Below are 22840 nucleotides of genomic sequence, written 5' to 3'. Positions count from 1 at the left end.
GGCTCTCACGGCGTTTCCGTAAAGCCGGCCGGCCGCTTTCGATCCCGGGCGCGTCAGGCTGGCCGGGTAGGCCAGAGTGTGGTGACGTCGTCGGCCGGGGGTTCGGTGATCATGCGGTCGGCGTCGGCTGGGGAGCCGCCGATGGCGCGGGAGTTGCCCGTGGCTTGCGGGGCGTACGGCGGCCATCCCGGGGAGCCGGTGGCGGCGAAGGCGGCCCAGGCGCCGACGAGGGTGTCGCGGGCGGTGAGGTGTTCGGGGGTGTCGGCGCCCACGTCGGACAGTTTGTCGAAGACGTGGAGCAGGTCGGCGCCGTGGAAGGCGCCCATGGCCGGTCCGCACGGTTCGTCGAGGAGGAGGTAGTGGTAGGCGCGGCCTCCCGCCCCTGCCTGGGCCCGGGCCAGACGCGTGGCCGGGATCCGGTAGAGGGCGTCGGTGAGGAAGGCACCGCGCAGGGCTGACAGGTCGTCAGGGTCGGCGGTGCGGCTCCGGTAGGCGTCCAGGAGTTTCTCCGGTTCCGTGACACCGGCGCGCCGCATTTCGGTGTACAGGGCTGTTTCGTCCTCGGGGCGGAAGGAGTCGCCGCCGATCATCTGGAAGACGCGGGCTTCGTCGCGGGTGGCGCCGACGAGCAGGGGGATGTCGGCGGCGGCGCCGTCGGCGACGGCCTGCTGCGGGGCGACGGGCAGCACGCTGCCGTCGAGTACGGCACCCCAGGACCGGCCGCCGGGCAGGTTGCGCTGCCCGATGTCGCCGGTGACGACCGTGCTCTGGGCGTCCAGGATCCGCTGGCAGGTGACGGTGAGCAGGTCCTCTGGGCCGTCGAGGCGGAGTGCGGTGATCAGGTCCTCGGCCATGGTGGTGGCGGTGGCCCGGTCGAAGATCCGGGACGTACTGCCGCTCTGGAGGATCGCCTTGTGGAAGAGGCCGGCGGCCGCGGGTGCGGCCAGCAGGGCTCCGATGGAGAAGGCACCGGCGGACTGCCCCGCCAGGGTGATGTTGCCGGGGTCGCCGCCGAAGGAGGCGATGTTGTCCCGTACCCAGCGCAGTGCGGCCGTCTGGTCTTGCAGGGCGAGGTTGGTGGACCCGGCCCACTGGCTGCCGAGGTCGGCCAGGTGCAGGAAACCGAGGGCTCCCAGGCGGTAGTTGGCGGTGACGACGACCGTGCCGGTCTGCCGGGCGAGAGCGGCCCCGTCGCTGTACGGGGGTGCGGCGGAGCCGGCGTCGTATCCGCCGCCGTAGATCCACACGATGACGGGGCGGACGGCGTCCCCGGTCGTCGTCGTGGGCGTCCAGACGTTGAGATACAGGCAGTCCTCGGACGTCTCCCGGATCTCTGCCGTGGGGAAGGTGGGGAAGGAGGACTTCTGGCTCGCCCCCGGCGCCAGGGAAGACGCGCCCTGCGCGGGCGCCGGTGCGAAGCTGTCGGCCCGGCGGACACCCTGCCATGGCCGGGGCGGCTGAGGCGGGCGGAACCGCAGCTCACCCACCGGGGGTGCGGCGAAGGGGATACCGGCGAAGAGCCGACCCCCGTCTGGGAGGGTGCATCCGCGAACGGTTCCCGTGGTGGTGTCGGTCAGAAGTGCGTCTGCCATGGCGTGAGCCTGTCTTCCCATGGTGCGAGGTCAGGGGGGCGGAAGTAAGCATTCCACCCATACGTGACACCCGACGTCAGGATTTACGCTCACTCGTGTGAAAGCCGACCGACTGCTGTCCATCCTGCTGCTCCTGCAGACCCGCGAGCGGATCTCCCACGTCGAACTCGCCGAGCACCTGGAGGTCTCCGTCCGCACCGTCTACCGCGACGTCGAAGCGCTGTCCGCCGCCGGCGTCCCGGTGTGGACGGAGCGCGGACGCAGCGGCGGCGTCCGGCTGCTGCCCGGTTACCGCACCGATGTCACCGGGCTGACCAACGACGAGGCACGCGCACTGTTCGTCCTCGCCACCGAGGGCACGCACGACGCCCTCGGCCTCGGCGAGGCGTTCCGCTCCGCGCTGCGCAAGGTCATGGCCGCGCTGCCCGCCCCGCACCGCGGTGACGCCGCACGCACCAGCGAGCGCGTCCTCGTCGACCCTGTCCGCTGGATGCACGGCACCGGAACGGCCTCCGACGCCCACCTCGCGGAACTCCAGCACGCCGCCTTCACCGACCGCCGGCTCCGGCTGGCCTACCGCAGCAGCGACGCCCGCGAGCCACGCAGTCACACCGTGGACCCGTACGGGCTGGTCAGCAAGGCAGGCGTCTGGTACCTGGTCGCCGACCGGCACGGTGAGCCCCGGCTGTTTCGCGCCGACCGCATCCTGGCCGCCGAGGTCACCGACGAACCCGTCCACCGCCGCCCCGGCCAGAACCTGGCAACCGTCTGGGCCCTCCTGCGAGAACGCTTCGAGAGCCTGCCGGACGGCATCCGCGTCCGCTGCCGCGTACGCTGCGCGCAACTGGAGATCTTCCGGCGTCTTTTCGCCTCCCAGCTGGTCGCCCCGCCCCACCCCACGGATGACGGCTGGGCCCGCGCCGAACTCGCCTTCCGCGAACTTCCCGACGTACGCGGCCTGCTCTCCATGGGCGCCGTCGTCGAGGTCCTCGACCCGCCCGAGGTCCGCGCCGAACTCGCCGCCGTGGCCACCGAACTCACCGTGCTCTACGGTGCGCGGGCCTGACCGCACCGACCGACCTGCGCAGAACGGCAGGTCGTCGGCATCGAGACCGCCATCGCATTCGCCGGGCTGCGCCAACCGGTCTTGCCGCCCCTCTGCCCGTCGGGCCGTCCTGTTCGCGGCGATCTACGTACAGGTCGAATGCGCCCTGCGGCCGCCCAGGCCGGTACCACAGGGCCTGGCTCTCCGGCCCGCGGACGGTGACTGAGCCCGACAGGTCCAGGCCACGCTGGCGCACCACAAGGGACTGCCCGGTCGAGGCCAGCGCCATGATCGCGGCGAAGGGCAGCATGCCTGCGATCGCGCTCCGCGACAGGCTCCCCGGGGTCGGCGCCGGGCTCAGGGTGAACAGACGATCGTGGCCAGGCAGATCATCATCGTCGGCCTACCGGCAAGCGTCCGCAGGCGGCCGAGCGGCGACCCGCCGGCCGTCTGCGTCTCCGCCCCTCCTCGCGGCTCGGGGTCTGCCGGATCTGTGCCGCGTGCTTCGGGGGTGGTCGGGCTGGACGGGCCGGCCCCGGACGTCGTCGGCTGGGGGCGGCCCGTCATGACAGGTTCGTCCAGATGCCCTTGACTTCGGTGTAGGCCTCGATGGCCTGCCACCCCATCTCGCGGCCGATGCCGGAGGCCTTGCGTCCGCCCCACGGCGCTGCCGGATCCTGCACGGGCAGGGAGTTGATGTACACCGCTCCGGCCTTCAGCCGCCGCGCGAGCCGGTTGGCGCGCCCGATGTCGCGTGTCCACACGCTGGCCACCAGTCCGTACGGCGTGTCGTTGGCGCGTGCGACGACATCGTCCTCGTCCTCGTAGGACAGGATCGACAGCACCGGGCCGAAGATCTCCTCCTTGGCGATCGTCATCGAGTCGGCCACGTCGGTGAAGACGGCCGGCCGGAGGAAGAACCCCTGCGCGAGGCCACCTGACGTGGCCCGCTCACCACCGGTCAGCAAGGTCGCGCCTTGGTCGACGCCGAGTTGGACATAGCGCATCACGCGCTCCAGCTGCTCGGCGGAGACAAGCGGGCCGAGCTGGGTGGCCGGGTCCATGCCGTTGCCCAGGCCCATGCCGGAGACGGCGGCAGTGATCTTCGTGGCGAACTCGTCGATGCGGCTGGCATGGACGTACATCCGCGCGTACTGCGCGCAGATCTGGCCGGCGTTGAACAGCCCGCCCAGCAGGTTGCCCGTGACCGCGGCGTCGATGTCGGCGTCTGCGGCGATGATGCTGGGCGCCTTGCCACCGAGCTCCAGCGACACGCGCGTCAGACGATCCGCGCTGGCGCGGAGGATCTCCTTGCCGACTTCGGTGGAGCCGGTGAAGGAGATCTTCGCGACCCCGGGGTGCCGGACCAGGGCCGCCCCTGTCGAACCGTCGCCGGTGAGCACGTTGATCACCCCGGGCGGGAAGCCGGCTCTGGTTGCCAACGCGGCGAGGCGCAACGTGGACAGCGGTGCCTGTTCCGCGGGCTTGATCACCACGGTGTTGCCGGTGGCCAGCGCCGGGGCGAGTTTCCAGACCAGGATCATCAGCGGCGCGTTCCACGGTGTGATCAGCCCACAGACACCCAGTGGCTCCCGCAGGGTGTGGTGGGCGAAGCCGGGCACCGACACCGGCGAGGTGGCACCGGTGATCTTGGTGGTCCAACCGGCGTAGTAGCGCAGGACGCTGATCACGTTGGGGAGGACGAACTGTTCGTTGAGCGTGACCGGCATGCCGTTGTCGAGGGTCTCGACCTCGGCCAGCTCGCGCGCGTTCTGCTCGACCAGGTCGGCCAGCCGCCACAGGAGCCGCCCCCGCTCGTCGGGCATCATGTCGGCCCACTCTGCGGACTCGAACGCACGTCCCGCCGCGTCGACGGCCGCGTCGACCTCAGAGGAGCCCGCGAGCGCGAGATCACCGATGATCTCACCGGTCGCCGGATTGATCGTCTCGAATCGCTCGCCGGAGGAGTCGACCCACTTCCCGCCGATGAGTAGTTGGCCCTTGTCGTACATGTCGGTCCTCACTTCCCGATGAGCAGGTCAGCGGCCCGCTCGGCGATCATGACGGTGGGGGCATGAGTGTTCCCGGACGGGACGTCGGGCATGACGGAGGCGTCCACCACGCGCAGCCCCTCGACGCCGTGGACGCGCAGTTGCGGATCCACGACCGCCTCGCGGTCGACGCCCATCCGGCAGGTACCGACCTGGTGGTGATAAGTCTGCACGCGGTTGCGGACGTAGTCGCGCACCGCGTCCCGGCTGGTGACGTGGGTGCCCGGAGCCCATTCGTCCTTGCGCCACTCGCCCAGAGCAGGCTGGCGGCCGATCTCGCGGACCAGTTCGACGGAGTCGACCATCACTTCGAGGTCGTGGGGCTCGGCGAACACCTGCGGGTCCAGCGCGGGCGGCGTCGTCGGGTCGGCCGACCGCAGCCACAGGCGCCCCCGGCTGAGCGGGCGTACGAGCCCGCCCAAGCAGGTGAACCCGTTCTGCGGCACGTTCGGGTCGTCTCCGAGGTAGGGCGCGTGAACCAGCAATGGCTGTGTGTCCGGCGCGGTCAGATCGGGGTGGCTCTTCCAGAAGATGTTCACCTCAAGGCCCTGCGCCGCAGGTTGCGGCAGCGGCTGCGTGGTCTCCCACAGGACCGGGCAGATCAGGTGGTCGTGCAGATTGCCACCGACACCGGGGAGATCCGCGAGGACGTCGATGCCCAGAGCCCGCAGCTGATCGGCCGGCCCGATGCCGGAGAGCAGCAGGAGCTGGGGCGACCCGATCGCGCCGCCGCTGACCACGACCTCGTTCTCCGCCCGCGCCTGCTCGGTACGCCCGTCGAGGACGTACTCCACCCCCACGCAGCGCTCGCCGTCGAACAGCAGACGCGACACGACGGCGCCGGTCACCACGGTCAGCGCGGGGTTGCCGAGGACAGGCTCGACGAAACTCGCCCAGGCGCTGCGGCGACGTCCGTCCCGCACGTTGAGCTGGGTATAGCTCACCCCGAGGTATTCCGGGTTGTTCGGGTCGGAGATGAAGGGCAGCCCCGCCTGGGTCGCCGCCGCGACGAACGCTGCGGCCAGGGGGTTCGGGTTCTTGATCCGGCCGACCGGCAGCGGTCCGCCGTGGCCGTGCAGCTCCGACGCGCCCTCCTCGTGGTCCTCGGACCGCTTGAAGTAGGGAAGAACCGAGTCCCAGTCCCAGCCGTAGCAGCCTCGATACGCCCAGCTGTTGTAGTCCTCGGGAACGCCACGGGCGTAGATCATGCCGTTGATCGAGCTGCTTCCGCCCACGACCTTGCCCCGCGGCCATCCCAGACGTCGCCCGGCGGCATGCTCCTGCGGTTCGGTGACGTAGGCGTAGTCGACCTCGGTGTGCCACAGTGCGAGCGAGCTCGCGGGGTCATGGATCTCGGGCCGTGTATCCAGCGGGCCGGCCTCGACGAGCAGGACACGTCGGCCCGTGTCGACGAGCCGACGAGCGAGCGCCGAGCCCGCTGAGCCGGCGCCGACGACGATGTCGTCATAGGTGGATGTTCCCTCGGTCATGCGTACTCCCGTACCGATCAAGACGGCTTCCCGCCAGGAGAATCATTGGGATCGCGTTCGTTTGTCGAACTTGCGTGTTCGGAATATTGCGGCGTGGTTGCAGTGGTGTCAAGAGTCGCCGTGCGGACGGACCTCCCCGCCGAGAACGCGCTGCATCATCCGGCAGGGCGGTCATAGGAGGGCCCCGGTATCCGGTCAGGTTGATTCGAGGTAGTTCGATTCGGTGCGTCAGTGCCCATGTGCGGGCGGACGGTCAGTGGATCGAACTCACAGCGACCGAAAAGTGCGACGCACTCGTGTGGCGGCAGGGCGGCGCGATGGGAAAGAACTGCGGCAGGCAGCCGCGCGGCGGCGGTTCCCTGGGGCGCCCTGACGTCCGACCTTGCCGGTGGAGTTGCTGAGCCGACTGCTTGGCTCGACATCCATGGGCCCTCGCTGGTCACGGCGCGCCGCAGGCGCCGTGAACTGCGTTCCGGGAGCCGGTCTGTGACCGATCCCCGTTCTACTCGTCCGCCGTTCCGGCGAGCAGCTCGGTGATCCGTTCGGCGGCCGTGGTCAGCGGATGCGCGTAGTCGGCGAAGCCCGGCGTTCGGGTGGTCGGCACGATGACCGCCAGGCTGGCGATCAACGAGCCATCGCCGTCGCGGACCGGCACCGCCAGCCCGTAGGCGCCGACCCGGAGTTCGTCGTGGGTGACCGCGTAGCCCAGCGTCTGGACCTCCGACAGGCGCCGGTGGATCCGCTCCGGTTCCTCGACGCGAGCGAGGATGGCCTCGCGCTCCGGCGCGTCGAGGAAGGCGAGCAGTGCCAGCCCGCTGGCGCCGAGCGTGATCGGATGGCGGTAACCGAGGTCGTACTGGACGCGTACGAGGTGGTGCGAGCCGGTCACCTGCTCGACGATCACCACCTGGTCGTCCTCGCGGACGGCGAGCACCAGCGTTTCGTTCAGTTTGTCGGCGAGAGCGGTCATGACCTCCCGCGCCACTGCCCGAAACTCAGGTTCGAACTGACCTGCCATGCGCATCAGTACGGCGCCGAGAGCGTAGCGGTCGCCACGCTTGAGCACGAACCCCCGCCCCTGCAGTGTGGCCAGCAGGCGGTGCACGACGGTGCGGTTCAGGCCCGTTGCCCGGGCGAGTTCGACCGGGGTCTGTGCACCTTGATCGGCGATCCGCAGCAACAGGACCAACGCCTGGTCGGCGGTCTTGGAGATCTCCACCCTAGCCCCCTCGAACTTGGTGAGTCGCAAAACGAACGATAACGCGGAGCATCATCTCGCCCTGCGCCAGAAGCTCTCGCGCCTGGGCCACCTGCGTTGACAAAGCCTTGGCCGCAGAGCCACGATGAGGTCATTAATCGAACTTGCCTGTTCGTTTAACGAACTATAGGGGAGAGTTGGATCACGTGCCTTACTTCATGCACCTGGGCGAGACACCCCGCACCCGGCACACCCAGTTCCGTCGGCCTGACGGTGTTCTCTACCGCGAGGAGCTGATGGGCGAGGAGGGCTTCGTCTCGGATTCCTCGCTCCTCTACCACCGGGAGGCCCCGACCGACGTGGTCACGGTGGAGGCGGTCGAAGAAGCCCGGCCACCGCTGGTCGCGAACTTCCCGCTCAAGCCGTGGCACCTGCGCCCGCACAACCTCGCCGGCAAGGGCGACCTGGTCCGCGACCGGCACGTGCTGCTGGGCAACGACGACGTGGTCATGACCTACGTGGTCGCGAACGTACCGTCCCCGCTCTACCGCAACGCCATCGGCGACGAGCTGGTGTACATCGAGGCGGGCAGCGGACGGCTCGAGTCGGTGTTCGGCACCCTGGAGGTCGGCAAGGGCGATTACGTGATCGTGCCCACCGCCACCACCCACCGCTGGGTCCCGGCCGACGGCGACGCACTGCACGCGGTGGTGTTCGAAGCCTCCGGACACGTGCGGCCGCCCAAGCGCTTCCTCTCCGGGGCCGGGCAGTTCCTGGAGAACGCGCCCTACTGCGAGATGGACCTGCGGCGCCCCGAAGGCCCGTTGCTCGCCGAGGGCACCGACATCGAGGTCCTGGTGCGCAACCGGGACGGCGTCACCCGCTACGTGCACGCGACCCATCCGTTCGACGTGGTGGGCTGGTTCGGCTGCCTGTACCCGTACGCCTTCAACATCGCCGATTTCTCGCCCGTCACCGGCTCCCTGCACCGGCCGCCGCCGGTGCACCAGACCTTCGAGGGCCCGGGCTTCGTGATCTGCTCCTTCGTGCCCCGCCTGTTCGACTACCACCCCGACGCGGTGCCCGTCCCGCCGTTCCACGCCAACGTCGACTCCGACGAGGTGCTGTTCTACGCCGACGGCAGCTTCATGAGCCGCAAGGGCACGGGCATCGGCCAGGGCTCGGTCTCGCTGCACCCCGCCGGGTTCATCCACGGCCCGCACCCGGGCAGCATCGAGGCCGCGCTCGGCGCCCGGCGGACCGAGGAGACCGCCGTCATGCTCGACACCTACCGGCCCCTGCGCCTCGGTACGGCCGCCATGGACTGCGAGGACCCCGAATACCTGAGCAGCTGGCGGGTCGGGCGATGAACACACCCGACCGGGAGCTGCTGGCGGTGCCCATGCGCACCCCCGCCTCCGCGAACGAGATCTACTCCGGCGTGGCCCGGATGGCGGGGACGCTGTGGTGCACCAGGCACCGGGCACGGCCGGGGAAGACCGCCCGCACCGCGGTGGTCGCCGTCCACCCGTCCTCGAACTTCCTCGGGCACTACGCGCTGGGCGCCTTCGCCCGCGCGGGCGTGGACGCGATCGGCATGACCACCCGCTACATCGGCAACGACACCGCCCTGCTGCTGGAGAACTGCGTCGTCGACGTCGGGTCGGTCGTCCGGCACCTGCGGGAGGAGGGCTACGAGCGGGTCGTGCTCTTCGGCAACTCGGGGGGCGGGGGCCTCGTCTCGCTGTACCAGAACCAGGCCGAACGCCCCACGATCACAGCGGCACCGGCAGGCGGAGGGCCCGACCTGACCCAGGCCGACCTGCCCCCCGCCGACGCGCTCGTCCTCGCGATGGCCCACCCCGGCCGGGCCCAGTTGCTCGCCGAGTGGCTCGACCCGGCGGTCCGCAGCGAGCAGGACCCGTTCGACCGCGACCCCGACCTGGACCTGTTCGACGCCCGGAACGGACCGCCGTACACAACGGAGTTCCTGCGCCGCTACCGCGCCGCGCAGGTCGCACGCAGCGAGGCGATCACCGCCTGGGCCGAGCAGAAGCTGGCAGAACTGGACGAGCGCGGGATCGCGGACGCGCCGTTCCTGGTGCACGGCGTCTGCGCGGACCCCCGGTTCCTGGACCTGTCGCTGGACCCGTCCGACCGCGAGCCGGGAACCCTGTGGGGCGACGCGTGGAACGCGAACTTCCAGCCGGCCGCGCTCGGGCACTACACGACCCTGCGCTCCTGGCTGTCCCAGTGGTCCCTGAGCCGTTCCCGCGGCGACGGCCCGGCCAGGCTGCGCACCGTCGACACCCCCGTGCACGTCGTGTACGGCACCGCCGACCAGGGCTGCTTCCCCTCCCACGCCCGGGCCCTGTACGACGCGGTCCCGCACGACCGCAAGGCGCTGACACCCATCAAGGGCGGCAAGCACTACCTGGTCGGCCAGCTGGAGCTCACCGCCCTCATGGTGGACACGCTCCTGGACTGGCTGGACGACGTGCCGGCATGACCTCCACGTCACTCCTTCCACCACACTGGGCGACGGGACGGCCGACGTCCCGGGGCGTACGCACGAAAGGCCCTCACCGATGTACTTCGACTACGTCACCCATCCCGTCCACCTCCCGGAGCTGACCGACGGGAAAGACCCCGTGCGCCATCGCGTCGTCATCGCCGGGGGCGGCCCCACCGGTCTGGCCCTCGCGCTGGGACTGGCCCGGTACGGCGTGCCCTCGGTGGTGCTGGAGTCCGACCGCACCGTCTGCGTCGGCAGCCGGGCCGCGTGCCTGTCGCGGCGCACGCTGGAGATCATGGAACAGTTCGGCGCGGCGGACGCCTACCTGGCCAAGGGGCTGGCATGGACCGGTGGCGTGAGCTACTACCGCGACACCGAGGTCCTGCGGTTCGCGATGCCGCACGACGAGAACCAGAAGTTCCCGCCGATGATCAACCTTCAGCAGTGCTACGCCGAGCAGTACCTGCTCGACGCCGCCGACCGGTACGGCGATGGCCTGGTCGAGGTCCGCTGGGGCAGTCGCGTCGAGGCCGTGCGGCAGAACCCGGACGGGGTCGACCTGGAAGTGCGCACCGACGACGGCGACACCTACACCATGACCGCCGACTGGCTGGTGGGCTGCGACGGCGCCCGCAGCACCGTGCGCGAGCAGCTCGGCCTGCGCCTCGCGGGGACCGCGTACGAAGGCCGGTACGTCATCGTCGACGTCGAATTGAAGACCGACCGGCCCGCGCTGCGCTACGCCTGGTTCGACCCGCCGTCCAACCCCGGCTCCACACTGCTCATGCACCGGCAGCCCGACGACATCTGGCGCCTGGACTACCAGTTGCAGCCGGACGAGGATCCCCAAGAGGCGGTGCGACCGGAGAACGTGATGCCGCGGGTGCACAGCCACCTGCGGATGATCGGCGAACGCGACGATGTCGAACCGGTGTGGATCTCGGTCTACAAGGCCAACGCCCTCACGCTCGACTCCTACCGGCACGGCCGCGTGCTGTTCGCCGGGGACGCCGCGCACCTGATCCCGATCTTCGGCGTGCGGGGCATGAACTCCGCCATCGACGACACCCACAACCTCGCCTGGAAGCTGGCGTTCGTCGTGAGCGGCCACTCGCCGGTCGAACTGCTGGACACCTACTCGACGGAGCGGGTGCACGCGGGCCGGGAGAACATCCGGTACGCCTCCAAGAGCACCGAGTTCATGGCGCCGCCCTCCTTCGCGTTCGACACCATGCGCACGGCCGTACTCGGCCTGACCGCCGAGGGACACACCTGGGCCTCCTCGCTGATCAACCCGCGGCAGACACAGCCGATCTCCTACGAGGGCTGCGGATTCACCGGTCCCGCCGACGCTTTCGACGACGGCCCGCGACCGGGCGACGTACTGCCCGAATGCCCCCTCACCCTCCCGGGCGACAAGGAGGGCCACCTCACCGACCTGCTCGGCTCGAGAATCACGGTGCTCGCCTTCACCGCCGACGGAGAACTCGCCCCCGACCTGCGGGCGGAGCTGGACGCCCTGGCCGCCGGACCAGTGCCGCTGACCACGGCCGTGATCTCCGCCGCGCCGACGCGGATCGCGTCCCACGACCACACCGGGCGCCTGTTCCCCCTCTACGGCGCCCAGCCGGGAACCGTCTGCCTGATCCGCCCGGACGGGCACCTGTACGCACGCCGACAGCACCCGAGGCCCGGCGAGGTCCGGGCCTGGACGGAGGCCATGACCGCCGGACGCGGCATCGGAAGGGACACGCGGTGAACGCCGAACAACTGGACGAGATCTACTCGGAGATCTGCCACCGGATGACCGCGGCGGGCGAGGACGGGGCGCTGCTCTACCTGAGCCGGCTCGCCCTGCTGCTCGCCCACGAGGTGGACGACGCCGAACGCGTCCGCACGGCCGTCGAGGCGGCCGCGACACCCGACGGCCGGTAACCCCCTGTCCGCTGCGCGCTTCTGGAGGAAGCTTGCGACTCGACAAGACCATCGACGACTCCGCACTCGCACAGGTGCTCGCCGCGATACGCCCGGGATCGACGCTCGCCGTCGGCGGTTTCGGCCTCTGCGGCACCCCCATGTCCCTGATCCAGGCCCTGCACGCCACGGGCGTGGACGACCTGCGCGTGGTGTCCAACAACTGCGGCGTGGACGACTGGGGCCTGGGCATCCTGCTGCGCGACCGTCGGCTCTCCCGCGTCACCGCCTCCTATGTCGGCGAGAACAAGGAGTTCGCCCGCCAGTACCTCACCGGCGAGTTGGAGGTCGAACTCATCCCGCAGGGCACCCTCGCGGAGAAACTCCGCGCCGGAGGCTGCGGCATTCCCGCCTTCTACGCCTCCGGATCGGGCAAGTCGACGCTCGCGCGGCTGATGCTCCGCTACGCCGACCCGTCAGCCGGCCAGATCCGGCTCGGCGGCGTCTCCCTGGACCAGATCGCCTCAGAGGTGTTGTTCCGCACGGTCGGGTCCGTCTTCCAGGCAGCTCTCCACCATCACCACAGCGGACGAAATACTCTTCCTCGAGGACGGACGCATCGTCGAACGCGGCACACACCAGGAACTTCTCACCATGAACCAGCGCTACGCAGCACACTGGCGAGCACTCAACGCCGCCCGCACCTTGCGACTCCTCGCACCATGACCACCCCCCGCCGCTCCAGCGGACGGCCGCGAATACTCACCGAGGGCGACATCATCGACGCCGTCCTCGAGGAAGGGTTCGCCGGCATCACCGTCCCCGCCGTCGCACGCCGGCTCGGCGTCTCCACCATGACCCTCTACCGGTACGCACCCACGAGAGCCGATCTGCTCGCCCTCGCGTGGAACCACGTCATCACCACCACCCACTGGCCACCCTCAGCGGACCCTGGCGGCAGATCCTTCACACCCACGCAACGGCGTTCTGGCACCTCCTCGCCCAGTATCCGGGGGTCGTCACAGAACTCTCCCAAGCCCTCATGCCGACCGAGATGATGCACCGCATCGACGACCTCGCCGTCGCCCTCGTCGATCAGGGTTTCACCGCCGAGGACGCCGTACTCTCCGTCGACCTCGCCATCGACCTCACCGTCGACCACCGCCGCGGCGTCGAGAACATCCACGGACTCGTCGACACCCCGGCGACGCTGGAAGCCGACGCTGGAAGCCATGGCGCGACTATGGGCCCCCAAAGACACCGATCCACCCAACAGACGGGCCGTACGAGCCGCGATGGCCAACGCCATCACGCTCACCCCGTTCGACTGGTTCACCCAGAAACTCGACCTCGCACTCAGAGGTATCGACGCCAGATTCCGCAGGTAGAGCCGGTTTCACCAGCCATCTGCGGCCCGACCTGCGGTCGAGCAGCAGCCGCATCCCGTGATCGGTTGCCCGGCCGGTTGGCCCGGGGCCGCGCTGACTATGGCGAGGGCCGATAGGGCACCAGACCCGTCCGGAGGGCCACTGCCACAGCGGTCGTGCGGTTGCGGCAGTTCAGCTTGGCGAAGATATGAGCGACATGGCGTTTGACGCCGTGCTCCGATATCCCCATGTCGCGGGCGATCTGACGGTTGCTCATGCCCGCCGCCATGCCGCTGAGTGTTTCCACCTCCCGCGCGGTGAGTGACGGTGTGGCGATTTCCGAGGCGGCTGAGTTGCCGGCCAGGTGGAGCAGTTGGCGTACGGCGTGCCGGGAGACCGCGACCGTCTCGTCGGCTCGGTGAGCCAGGGCTTCGGCCACCGCCGGGCCGCGCAGATCCTCGGCGTGCACGACGGCGTCCAAGGGGAAGCCCAGTAGATCCTCGAACCGTTCGCGCGTCTGCATGCGCAGGACCATGACCACGTGCGTGTCCTGCCGGGTCAGCAACTCCACGAGGGGGGCTACATCGTGATGGTTGACCTCGGAGGAGACGACCAGGGTCAGCGGGGCGCCGAGGCCGCCGACGGGAATGCTTGCCGAGGTGGCGACCGATGTCACGGGCGCGGATGGGCTGGATTCCTCCAGGGCCCGCCGGATCAGGGTCCGGGAGGTGGGGTCGGGATCGATCAGAAGGATGTGGCCGTCCGAGCGGTTCTTCGGTGGTGGGCCGTACTGCTCGGACGTTGTGTTGCGGCCCCCCGTGGCCGCCGTCATAAGCACTGTGCCCGACGACAACAGGAACGGTCTTCCCCCACGACGATGTCCCTCCCGATAGACAACGAATAATGCTTGTCATCGGAAAGTACTATCGATCGCCGTATTTACATAGTCAAGCAGTTTGAAGCGACCCGCCACCCGGATGCGTCGGGGGAACGGCCGGGTGGCGGGTGTCCCGTGGGCGTCTGACGAACGGCGCTTGGCCTGGAGTGCCAGGTGGCAGGCGGTGCCCGGTCAGTGCGCGAAGACCGGTCCCTGTGACGGATCGGGGCGCCCACGTGGGAGCAGCAGCGCGCCGGCCACAGCCGCACCCAGTGAGATCACCGCACACGCCAAGAACGCGCTGTCGAAACCGCTCACCGGCGGGGCCGAATCCCCTCCGGTCTCCAGACTCGCGCCCGCGACCGCGGCCACCACGGCCACGCCCAGGGCGGCGCCCATCTCATGGCAGGTGTTCACCAGACCCGAGGCGAGCCCCATGTCCTCGTGCGGCAGGTCGCTCATCGCGCTGGTGGTGGCGGACACGAACCCTGCGCCCAGGCCGAGCGCGACGACCAGGAAGCCGGGAAGCACCTGGGTCCATGCGCTCCCGCTCTCCTCGACCCGCGACAGCAGCAGGCTCCCCGCGGCGCCGAGCACGAACCCGGTGGTCGCCACGGGACGCCAGCCGAACCTGCCGATCGCCTGCGAACTCAGGTGCGCGGCGAGCGTGATGACGACCGCCACCGGGAGGAAGACCAGTCCGGTCTTGAGGGCGCTCAGTCCCAGGACGTGCTGCAGGTAGAGCGAGCAGAGGAAGAACATGGAGATCAGGACGCCTGATGCGGCGAGCATGACCACGCTGCCGCCGACCAGGTTGCGGCGCGTCAGTACGGAGAGCCGGACGAGCGGCGCGCGGACCGACTTCTCCACCGCCACGAACACCCCCGCACAGACGACTGCGCCCGCCAGGGGCAGCAGGCTCGAGGCCGAGCCGAAACCGTGGTCGCGTGCCTGGACGAGTCCGTAGATCAGCAGACCGGGCGCGGCCGTCATAGTGAGTGCGCCGGCGAGGTCGATGCTTCCGGGGGAGTCCTGGCGGTGGGCCCCGGAGCTCTCCGGGTTCTCCTTGAGCATGATGGCCACACAGACGAAGACCGCCGCCCCGATCGGGACGTTGATGAAGAAGACCCACTCCCAACCCAGGCTGGTGGTCAGCAGACCTCCGAGCAGGACTCCGAAGGCGGCACCGCTGCCTCCGATGGCTGCCCACACGCCGAGTGCGCGATTGCGCTCGGCGCCATGGAACATCGACGTGATGATCGCCATCGCGGCGGGCGACAGCATGGCCGCCCCCACACCCTGAGCGGCGCGGGCGGCGATCAGGGTTCCGCCGTCCTCGGCCAGACCGGACACCAGGGACGCCGCGGTGAAGACGAGCAGTCCGGCGAGGAACATTCGCTTGCGGCCCACGGTGTCACCGGCGCGGCCGCCGAGCAGTAGCAGACTGCCGAAGCAGAGGGTGTACGCCGTCACCGCCCAGGTCAGTTGGCCGGCGCTCAGGGCGAGTTCGTCGCCGACCGTGGGCAGGGCGACGTTGATGACGGTGACGTCCACGATGAGCAGGAACTGAGCCATGCACAGCAGGGCCAGTGTCGCCCAGCGGTGAGGGACAGGCGGGCCGTGGTCGTGCTCATGGTGCTGTGCTTCTGGGTGGGCGGGGCCGTGGGGCGGGCTCTCCTGGGTCACCAGTGCTCCTGATCTCTAACAGTGCCGTAAGAGTTACCGTAGCGAGGTCGACTCTTAAAGTGAACAGCAATGTAAAGGTTTCTCTGGCTGTCGTGCCGGGTTCGTGCCTTGCTGTTCGCAGACCTCGCCCGACCGCGCACGGTGTGGCGTCGACCCTCGGACGAGGTCGGCCTTGCCCGTTTCAAGCGATCGTTTTAGATTGAGGTCATGGCTGAGAAGGACGCGTCCACGCCTCCGGGCACCAAAGACCGGATTCTCGACGTCGCTGAGCGGCTGTTCGGTGAGCGTGGTTACGCGGCGACCTCGACGCGCGCGGTAACCGAAGCAGCCGGGGCCAACGTGGCCGCGGTCAACTACCACTTCGGGTCGAAGGAAGGCCTGCTGCGTGCGGTGGTCGGCCGGGCCATGCGACCGGTCAACGAGGAGCGGCAGCGCCTGCTGGACGACTTCCTCTCCGGCGAAAGCAAGCCCGAAGTGGCGGACCTCGTCGGAGCCTTCGTTCGTACGGGCGCGAACCTGACGCGGAAGCGGAAGGACGGGACGCCCGCCGTCGTACGCCTCCTCGGCCGGGTGCTGGTGGAACCGGACCCTGAGATCCGCCGCTTGTTCGCCCAGGAGGTCGAAGCGGTGGAAGGCCGCTATCTGGGGGAGTTGATCCGAGCTCTGCCCGCGCTGCCCCCGGACGAGGTCGCCTTCCGCTACCGGGTCATGGTCGGTCTCCTTGCCCTGCATCAGGCGGGTGCCCTCGCCGATCTGGCTCCCCACGGCACTCCCGCGGGATCCGCTCCCGCGCCGATGGGGCCGGACAAGGAAACGGAACGACTCGTGGACGCTGTGCTGGCGGTCTTTGAAGGCGCGTGAACTGATGCGGGCCCAGCGCGCTGCCACCGCGCCCCGTATCGAGCCCGCCCGATGCCCGTCAGAGATCGAGTGAGTGACCGGCTTCGACTGCTCCGGCCATGATTTTCGCTGCGTAGTCGGTATCCGTGTACTCCCTGATGGACGTTATGCGGTTCCCCTGGACCTCGTAGACGTGCGAGTACTGGTTGTTGTAAACCGCGCCGTGGAGCAACCGGCCGTGGCTGACCGCCTCCGCGCAGACGACATCACCTTCGGCGATCATGCGTGTGATCTCTGTCTGAGGCTCGCCGGCTTCGAAGATCGCGAGCATGGTCGGGAGAATCCGATCCAGGACCACCTTCTTCTCGTGTGAGCCGGCGCCCGGAATGTCACGTGCGCACACCGTCCATGTCGCGTCATCCGCGAGGAGCGCATCCAGGCCGGCGAGGTCCTGGCGATTGAGCGCGTCGATGAAAGCGCGAACCGTTTCCTTGTTCTTCTCGGTGCTGCCCTGCGAAGTCAACGCGATTGCCTCCTGTGGTCGTAGGTGCTGCGCACCTGGTTGCGGCGCTCGAGGCGTCTCCCGTACGGTAGTTCAAGCGATCGTTTCAATCAATCGTTTGTATCGATGGCCTCCGCGTCATGCGGGCATGGCCGCGCAAGGAGCGAAACATGGAGAAAGCGCAGGGGACGACCTCGTCTCCCGTGGTGAGCGCGCCGCCTGGACTGGCGCGACGGCGGTTTGTTCTGGCCGTCATGTGTGTGGCTCTGATGATGATCGTCAGCATGGTTGTCGGTCTCACCGTGGCGCTGCCGGGCATAGCTGGAGACACCGGGGCCAGTCAGGCCGAGCTGCTGTGGATCATGAATTCCTACGGTCTCGTCTTCGCCGGGTTCCTGCTGCCCGCCGGAGCCTTGGGTGACCGGTACGGGCGGAAGGGCATGCTGCTGGCCGGTGTGCTCGTCTTCGGAGCGGCGTCAGCGGCGGCGATGTGGGTGGACGATCCGAGCGTGCTCATCCTCTTACGAGTGGTGGCCGGTGCGGGATCTGCCATGATCATGCCCATGACGCTCTCGATCGTCACCACCATCTTTCCTTCGGAAGAGCGGGCAGGGGCCGTGGCGATCTGGTCGGCGGTGGCCGCAGGCGGCGCGCTGATGGGGCTGTTGATCTCTGGCGCTTTGCTGGAGGCGTTTTCTTGGAGGTCGACATTCGGGGTGAGCGCCGGACTCGCGGTCGTGTCCGGGATTCTCATTCTCGCGGTTGTGCCGACCTCGAAGGATCCGGACGAGACCCCCGTCGACGTGGTTGGCGCACTGCTGTCGGTCGTCGGCCTCGTGGCCATCGTGTACGCGATCATCGAAGGTCCCGAACGCGGCTGGACCGATCTCGCCGTCGTGGTGGCGGCGGTCGGCGGTGTCGGGGCGCTGTTGGCATTCGTGCTGTGGGAACTCCGTGTCGACCATCCATTGCTTGACCCCCGGTTCTTCCGTATCGGAGCCTTCGCCGCCGGCTCGGTCGTGATCGTCATGGCGAGCGTGGCGATCTTCGGCCTCTTCTACGTGATGCTGCAGTACCTGCAGTGGATCAAGGGATACTCACCGCTGGTCGCGGGTCTTGCCCTGATGCCCATGACCGTCGCTGTCGCCGTGGTCTCGCCCGCGGCTCCCGCTCTCGTACGGCGCTTGGGCCTGCGGGTCGTGATGACGGTAGCCATGACGATCATGGCAGGGGGCATGGGTGTTCTGGCCACCCTGGACAAGGACTCCACCTACCTTCCCGTGCTGTTGGGTACGTCTGTCGTCGGAGCGGGGATCGCCATGTGTCTGGCGCCGGCCACCGACTCGATCGTCGCCTCCCTCCCGGCCTCGAAGCAGGGCGTGGCGTCCGCGGTGAACGATGTCACCCGCGAGGTCGGCGGAGCGTTGGGTATCGCGATCCTCGGCAGTGCTTTCAACAGTGGTTATCGTTCCGGTGTCGGCGAACGCAGCGACACAATCCCTGCAGAGTCGCTGGTGATGGTGCGGAATTCCATCGATGCCGCGCTGGCCATCGCGGAGCGGATCGGTGGCAGCGCCGGCGCCCGGGTTGCTGACACAGCCCGTTATGCCTTTGCTGACGGGCTGGATCGAGCGATGCTTGTCGCCGCGGCGTTCGTGGCGGTGGGTGCGGTGGCCGTCCTGCTCCTTGCTCCCGGTAGGGCGGAGAGTATTCGTCTCCAGGAGAAGCAGCCCAGCTGACCGACAACGGTCGACATTGTTCGTACCCGGTCGGCGGCCAGGATCCGGAGTCAGATCGACATCCCGCCGTCGACAGGGAGCACGGTGCCTGTCACATAGCCGGCCTGATCCGACGCGAGATAGGCCAATGCCCAGGATATTTCGGCTGCGGGAGCGAAGTACCCGGCTGGAATGATGCTCTGGAGTCGTTCGCGCTGCTCATCGGGCAGAGCCGTGATCATTCGGGTTTCGGCTACGGGGGATATCGCGTTGACGGTGACTCCGAATCGCACCAACTCCTTCGCGGCGGTCTTGGTGAGACCGATGATCCCCGATTTCGCGGCGGAGTAGGCCGTCTGACCAACATTGCCGTGCATTCCGGCGTATGACGTCACATTCACCACGCGTCCCCAGCCTTGACGGCGGAAGTGCGGAACGCTGGCACGAATGAAGCGGAAGGGGCCCCCGAGGTGCACTGCGAGCACCGAGTCCCAGTCTTCGTCGGTCAGGTTCCAGATCATCCTGTCCCGTAGAATTCCCGCGTTGTTGATCAGGATGTCGATCCGGCCTGTGTCCGAGATGACATCCGACACGACGTTGGCGACTTCCTTTGTGCGGGTGACGTCGACTTCCGCGAAACGCGCACCGTCCAGGCTGTCGGCTGCTTCCTTGAGCCGGGCCCCGTCACGGCCGACGAGCCATACGACGGCTCCTGCGGTGTGGAAGAACCTGGCCGCCGCCAGGCCGATGCCCCGGCCGGCGCCGGTGATGACCACCGTCCGTCCGGTGAAGTCATAGTTAACGTGCAAGAGTTGTCTCCTTACCAGGTGAGGATCACGTCTCTTGGATTACGAAGTCTTCAGGTCCACACCAACGGACCAGGGCGGCCCCGTAGTTCAGCCCGCCACCGAATGCGGTCAGCAGCGCGAGCTGGCCTGGGCGCAGGCGTCCCGAGTCGACTGCCTCCCGCAAGACGAGGGGGACGGACGCGCCGGAGGTATTGCCGATGCGTTCGATGTTCGTCAGCGTCTTGTCGCGCGGTTGCCCGAGGGCGTCAAGGATTCCGTGCACCAAATTTCGGTTGGCCTGGTGCAGGGCGAAGAAGTCGATGTCGTCCAGCTCGAGCCCGGCCTTCAGCACGAACTCTCGGATGAAGTCAGGTATGACGCCGAGGACGAACTCCTTGATGTCGTTTCCTCGCATAGTCGTGAAGTTGTCCCCGAACGCGGACTTCTTCGGCAGGCCGTTCTTGTCCGTGCGTAACTCACGTGCGGCGTACACCGACGAGTAGTGATCGGGATCGCTGCGTAGGAGGACGTCTCCCATACCCCTTCCGGGAAGCGTCGGCTCCAGGATGTAGCAGGCCGCCGCGTCGCCGAAGATGACGCCGACCGTGCGATCCTCCGGATCGAAGAGTTTCGATCCCACATCCGTGAGCACTACGGCAACACGTGGATACTCTCCAGAGGTAACGTACTTCGCACCGACGTCGAGTGCGAATACTGCTCCCGGACACCCTCCGCTGTTTACGTCGAAACCTGGAGTGGGGGGCATACCCGCCTTGTGCATGATCGCGGCCGCAGTATTGGGCAGCATATGGTCGGGCGTGTAGGTGCTGCAGATGACCAGGTCCACGTCGCGGACGTTGATGTTCATCTCATGGCAGGCGTCGGCAAGGGCCTTCGCTCCCAGATCGGACGACCACTCGTCAGGCGCAGAGAAGCGGCGTTCCTCGATACCTATCCGCTCGCGGATCCAGTCGTCGTTCGTCGGAAGGGTCCGCGCCAGCTCGGCGTTGGTGACGACCCGCTCCGGAAGGCAGCGTCCGATCACTCTGATTCCCACCCCAGGTCGGCTTTCCGTTTCGTACAGCGAATGCCTCGCCATGGAGTAGTTTCCTTTCTCTCGTGCGTATTGCGTAGCGAGTTCTCAGGCCTGATTAACGCGATAGAGCGGAAAGTAGGATCCGATCTTTCCTTTTGAGTAGTCCTCAGCGAGCTGCTCAACCTCGTCGAATTCGTAGATTCCGGCCGGATCGATTGAGGGAATCCACGCCGTGTGCTCCTGCTGGTCGCGTATAGTCGCGCAGTCTTGGTATCGCCAGACGTGCGTGTTCACGTGGAGGTGTCGATTGATGCACTCGCTCGCGCGCAGATTGTAGGTTCGCATCCCCTGCTTCCAGCCGACGGTGGTCACGACTCCCTGCCGAGCCATGGCCTTGACGGTTGCCTTGTACAGTGGTGCCCCCATGTTGTCGACAAATATGGCTACGCCGGCCCCGTCACTGAGAGCGTTGATCGTCCTCAGGAATTCCTTCTCGGACGTGCGGTAACGTGCCACCGAGGCGGGATCACTCGGCGGGTTGTCGGGATCGTGGGTCAGATGCGGGAAGAGCCGCCGGTCCACTCCGGTGATGCCGAGCCTGCTGAGTTCGGCCAGCCTGGCATCGCTGCCGGCGGTCATGGCGACCCGGAACCCGGCGCGCTGGGCCAGTTGCAGCTCGGCGAGCACGACGCCGCCGCCCCACCCGAAGACCAGGTGGTCACCGGGGTCCTGGTCCTCCATCTGCGTCGACCAGCAGCGGTGGGCGATGCGCCAGTTGTCCCAAGCGGTGAAGTAGCGGGCGTAGGCCGCCCATTGCGGCAGCGAGTACTTGCTGTTCTTCGGAATGGGGAGGAGAAGGTCGGTATCGATTTTTGTGCGCTTCGCCAGAAGCCCGATGGTCTGTGGTGCTTCATAGGCGTAGACAAGTTCTGCGTAGCCATAGCGGTCGCGTTTAGAGAAGGGCATCACCATGCAGATGTCTCCTTCTTTGAGAGAAGCAGATGCACCCGGGTCCAGGACGCGCACAATGCCGAGGTTTCCCAGGACTACCTTTTCCTCTTCCCGGAGTCGGCACACATCGATCGGTCGACGCGACCGGGCGTGCTCAATATTTGCTTCCCACGATCCGTACAGCGGTTCGACCAATGCTTCGTGGTCGCTCGGTTCGACGAAGGGAAACGACTCGCGGTGTAGAGTCCCGGTCGGTCGAGTCTCCGGGCCGGCGGTCTTCGGACCGGCATGGAGCACCCAAGCATCAGTGTGGATCACGTTCGCCTCCTCGTCTCCTGAAATTACCGTAGCGATGAATGAGTGACAGAAGCAACAGGTAACTCAAATTTTCTACGCCGTTGTAGTTCTACGAATTCGTAGAAATTTACCTGACTATTGCGGCGGTTCAGTCCTCAGGGCTAGAGTCGCCAGGCATGGGAAACGGCCGTGTATCTCAAGTGCTCGCCCGACAGTACGATCGCCTCTCTGAAAGACTTGAAAGAGGCATCGGCGGACCCCAACTGCGCACCACTCTCGTGGGAGATCTGACCGGTCGTGTGGTGGAAATAGGTGCGGGCACCGGGCGTAATCTTCCGTACTACAGCAAGGCTGACCACGTCGTTGCCGTCGAACCGTCATCCGGGATGCGCTCGCAATTGATGCGGAAGACAGAAAGCGCAGCACCCGTGGTCGAACTGATCGATGCGACGGGCGAACGCCTCCCCTTTGAAGATGAGGAATTCGACGCCGCGGTCTCCTTTCTTCTTCTGTGCGTGGTGGACGATCTCGACGGCGTACTGACCGAAATTCACCGAGTCCTGAAGCCGGGTGGAAAGCTGTCCTTCTTCGAGCATGTCCGTGACGTCGGCAGACGTGGCCGGACCCAGGATCTGACCAGTCCGCTGCTGCGGCGCGTGCAGTTCGGCTGCCGTCCCAACCGACGGTCGATCGAGCGCATGCAGGCCCTGGGATTCGAGGTGCAGGTTTCCGATCCGCCGGTGCCGATCAAGCCCAGGCCCCCCTTCAGCGGGCCCTACTTCACCGGAACGGCGATCCGCCGGTGATGGGGGCGTCGGTCTTCTCGGAAGCGCTGGCGGAAGTGCAGTTCCGAGTCCCCTACAGCAGCGCCGCCTCGTATCACGAGTACTACGGGAGAGGGGCACCGCCGTGGCGTCTGGGGCGCGGTTGCGGCTGGCAGACCTTCGAGGTCGCGCGACTTGTGGAGGAGCGG

20 protein-coding genes and 1 pseudogene are annotated in these 22840 nt (G+C 67.8%); 11 read left to right on the top strand and 10 right to left on the bottom strand.

Annotated elements, in window-relative coordinates; genetic code table 11:
- Positions 1-53 precede the first annotated feature (53 nt).
- A complete protein-coding gene (locus ABT063_RS00575; RefSeq protein WP_351054858.1) occupies positions 54-1592 on the bottom strand; it encodes a carboxylesterase/lipase family protein in 1539 nt (512 codons plus the stop codon).
- 97 nt (positions 1593-1689) lie between these two features.
- Here ABT063_RS00575 and ABT063_RS00570 point away from each other — a divergent pair, with 97 nt between their 5' ends.
- A complete protein-coding gene (locus tag ABT063_RS00570) occupies positions 1690-2658 on the top strand; it encodes a helix-turn-helix transcriptional regulator (protein ID WP_351054857.1) in 969 nt (322 codons plus the stop codon).
- 542 nt (positions 2659-3200) lie between these two features.
- Here ABT063_RS00570 and ABT063_RS00565 read toward each other — a convergent pair.
- From ABT063_RS00565 to ABT063_RS00555, 3 genes are all read right to left on the bottom strand, one after another.
- The gene (locus ABT063_RS00565) at positions 3201-4661 is read right to left on the bottom strand and encodes an aldehyde dehydrogenase family protein (protein ID WP_351054856.1); all 1461 of its coding nucleotides are present in this window, start codon (positions 4659-4661) and stop codon (positions 3201-3203) included.
- On the bottom strand, positions 4658-6178 hold the full coding sequence (locus ABT063_RS00560; RefSeq protein WP_351054855.1) for a GMC family oxidoreductase: 1521 nt from the start codon (positions 6176-6178) through the stop codon (positions 4658-4660). The genes ABT063_RS00565 and ABT063_RS00560 overlap by 4 nt, the downstream gene beginning before the upstream one ends.
- Before the next feature lie 502 nt (positions 6179-6680).
- The gene (locus ABT063_RS00555) at positions 6681-7397 is read right to left on the bottom strand and encodes an IclR family transcriptional regulator (protein WP_351054854.1); all 717 of its coding nucleotides are present in this window, start codon (positions 7395-7397) and stop codon (positions 6681-6683) included.
- Positions 7398-7582: 185 nt separating this feature from the next.
- On the opposite strand from ABT063_RS00555, the gene ABT063_RS00550 reads away from it, so the two are divergent.
- The 7 genes and pseudogenes from ABT063_RS00550 (at position 7583) to ABT063_RS00520 (ending at position 13193) form a co-directional block, all read left to right on the top strand.
- On the top strand, positions 7583-8746 hold the full coding sequence (locus tag ABT063_RS00550) for a homogentisate 1,2-dioxygenase (RefSeq protein ID WP_502990725.1): 1164 nt from the start codon (positions 7583-7585) through the stop codon (positions 8744-8746).
- Positions 8743-9885, top strand: a complete 1143-nt coding sequence (locus ABT063_RS00545; protein WP_351054853.1) for an alpha/beta hydrolase — start codon at positions 8743-8745, stop codon at positions 9883-9885. The genes ABT063_RS00550 and ABT063_RS00545 overlap by 4 nt, the downstream gene beginning before the upstream one ends.
- Before the next feature lie 79 nt (positions 9886-9964).
- Positions 9965-11650, top strand: coding sequence for an FAD-dependent monooxygenase (locus ABT063_RS00540; RefSeq protein WP_351054852.1), 1686 nt, complete (start codon positions 9965-9967; stop codon positions 11648-11650).
- Positions 11647-11826 carry a hypothetical protein gene (locus tag ABT063_RS00535; protein ID WP_351054851.1) on the top strand — a complete coding sequence of 60 codons (180 nt, stop codon included), beginning with the start codon at positions 11647-11649 and terminating at the stop codon, positions 11824-11826. The genes ABT063_RS00540 and ABT063_RS00535 overlap by 4 nt, the downstream gene beginning before the upstream one ends.
- A 50-nt stretch (positions 11827-11876) precedes the next feature.
- Positions 11877-12225: pseudogene (locus ABT063_RS00530) on the top strand (CoA transferase subunit A); the annotation flags it as partial.
- A gap of 35 nt (positions 12226-12260) precedes the next feature.
- Positions 12261-12863: a TetR/AcrR family transcriptional regulator gene (locus ABT063_RS00525; RefSeq protein WP_351055219.1), complete on the top strand. Its 603-nt coding sequence runs from the start codon at positions 12261-12263 to the stop codon at positions 12861-12863.
- Positions 12864-13037: 174 nt separating this feature from the next.
- Entirely contained in the window at positions 13038-13193 is a 156-nt protein-coding gene (locus tag ABT063_RS00520) for a hypothetical protein (RefSeq protein ID WP_351054850.1), read from the top strand.
- A 97-nt stretch (positions 13194-13290) separates the two neighbouring features.
- On the opposite strand, the gene ABT063_RS00515 is transcribed toward ABT063_RS00520, so the two are convergent.
- Both ABT063_RS00515 and ABT063_RS00510 read right to left on the bottom strand, forming a co-directional pair.
- Positions 13291-14004, bottom strand: a complete 714-nt coding sequence (locus ABT063_RS00515; RefSeq protein WP_351054849.1) for a LuxR C-terminal-related transcriptional regulator — start codon at positions 14002-14004, stop codon at positions 13291-13293.
- 237 nt (positions 14005-14241) lie between these two features.
- A complete protein-coding gene (locus ABT063_RS00510; protein WP_351054848.1) occupies positions 14242-15735 on the bottom strand; it encodes an MFS transporter in 1494 nt (497 codons plus the stop codon).
- 207 nt (positions 15736-15942) lie between these two features.
- Here ABT063_RS00510 and ABT063_RS00505 point away from each other — a divergent pair, with 207 nt between their 5' ends.
- Entirely contained in the window at positions 15943-16596 is a 654-nt protein-coding gene (locus ABT063_RS00505; RefSeq protein ID WP_351054847.1) for a TetR/AcrR family transcriptional regulator, read from the top strand.
- Positions 16597-16654: 58 nt separating this feature from the next.
- On the opposite strand, the gene ABT063_RS00500 is transcribed toward ABT063_RS00505, so the two are convergent.
- Positions 16655-17098, bottom strand: a complete 444-nt coding sequence (locus tag ABT063_RS00500) for a nuclear transport factor 2 family protein (protein WP_351054846.1) — start codon at positions 17096-17098, stop codon at positions 16655-16657.
- 149 nt (positions 17099-17247) lie between these two features.
- On the opposite strand from ABT063_RS00500, the gene ABT063_RS00495 reads away from it, so the two are divergent.
- Positions 17248-18816 (top strand): MFS transporter, encoded by a 1569-nt coding sequence (locus tag ABT063_RS00495; RefSeq protein WP_351054845.1) that lies wholly within the window; start codon positions 17248-17250, stop codon positions 18814-18816.
- A 50-nt stretch (positions 18817-18866) separates the two neighbouring features.
- Here the strand turns inward: ABT063_RS00495 and ABT063_RS00490 are convergent, their stop codons facing one another.
- Genes ABT063_RS00490 through ABT063_RS00480 form a run of 3 tightly spaced genes read right to left on the bottom strand, consistent with a single transcriptional unit; the run spans position 18867 to position 21888 of the window.
- Entirely contained in the window at positions 18867-19604 is a 738-nt protein-coding gene (locus ABT063_RS00490) for an SDR family oxidoreductase (protein ID WP_351054844.1), read from the bottom strand.
- 25 nt (positions 19605-19629) lie between these two features.
- A complete protein-coding gene (locus tag ABT063_RS00485) occupies positions 19630-20682 on the bottom strand; it encodes a 3-oxoacyl-ACP synthase III family protein (protein WP_351054843.1) in 1053 nt (350 codons plus the stop codon).
- Positions 20683-20724: 42 nt separating this feature from the next.
- A complete protein-coding gene (locus ABT063_RS00480) occupies positions 20725-21888 on the bottom strand; it encodes a zinc-binding alcohol dehydrogenase family protein (protein ID WP_351054842.1) in 1164 nt (387 codons plus the stop codon).
- Positions 21889-22043: 155 nt separating this feature from the next.
- On the opposite strand from ABT063_RS00480, the gene ABT063_RS00475 reads away from it, so the two are divergent.
- Entirely contained in the window at positions 22044-22673 is a 630-nt protein-coding gene (locus ABT063_RS00475; RefSeq protein ID WP_351054841.1) for a class I SAM-dependent methyltransferase, read from the top strand.
- Positions 22674-22840: the final 167 nt, after the last annotated feature.

Source organism: Streptomyces sp. NPDC002838 (assembly GCF_040295365.1).
Classification (GTDB): domain Bacteria; phylum Actinomycetota; class Actinomycetes; order Streptomycetales; family Streptomycetaceae; genus Streptomyces.
This window is presented reverse-complemented; position numbering and strand designations above follow the sequence as displayed.

Coding starts and splice junctions, on each gene's coding strand:
- ABT063_RS00540 (WP_351054852.1), top strand. CDS start 9,965: ATGTACTTCGACTACGTCACCCATCCCGTCCACCTCCCGGAGCTGACC.
- ABT063_RS00515 (WP_351054849.1), bottom strand. CDS start 14,004: ATGACGGCGGCCACGGGGGGCCGCAACACAACGTCCGAGCAGTACGGC.
- ABT063_RS00475 (WP_351054841.1), top strand. CDS start 22,044: ATGGGAAACGGCCGTGTATCTCAAGTGCTCGCCCGACAGTACGATCGC.
- ABT063_RS00575 (WP_351054858.1), bottom strand. CDS start 1,592: ATGGCAGACGCACTTCTGACCGACACCACCACGGGAACCGTTCGCGGA.
- ABT063_RS00525 (WP_351055219.1), top strand. CDS start 12,261: ATGCTCCGCTACGCCGACCCGTCAGCCGGCCAGATCCGGCTCGGCGGC.
- ABT063_RS00485 (WP_351054843.1), bottom strand. CDS start 20,682: ATGGCGAGGCATTCGCTGTACGAAACGGAAAGCCGACCTGGGGTGGGA.
- ABT063_RS00545 (WP_351054853.1), top strand. CDS start 8,743: ATGAACACACCCGACCGGGAGCTGCTGGCGGTGCCCATGCGCACCCCC.
- ABT063_RS00520 (WP_351054850.1), top strand. CDS start 13,038: ATGGCGCGACTATGGGCCCCCAAAGACACCGATCCACCCAACAGACGG.
- ABT063_RS00505 (WP_351054847.1), top strand. CDS start 15,943: ATGGCTGAGAAGGACGCGTCCACGCCTCCGGGCACCAAAGACCGGATT.
- ABT063_RS00560 (WP_351054855.1), bottom strand. CDS start 6,178: ATGACCGAGGGAACATCCACCTATGACGACATCGTCGTCGGCGCCGGC.
- ABT063_RS00495 (WP_351054845.1), top strand. CDS start 17,248: ATGGAGAAAGCGCAGGGGACGACCTCGTCTCCCGTGGTGAGCGCGCCG.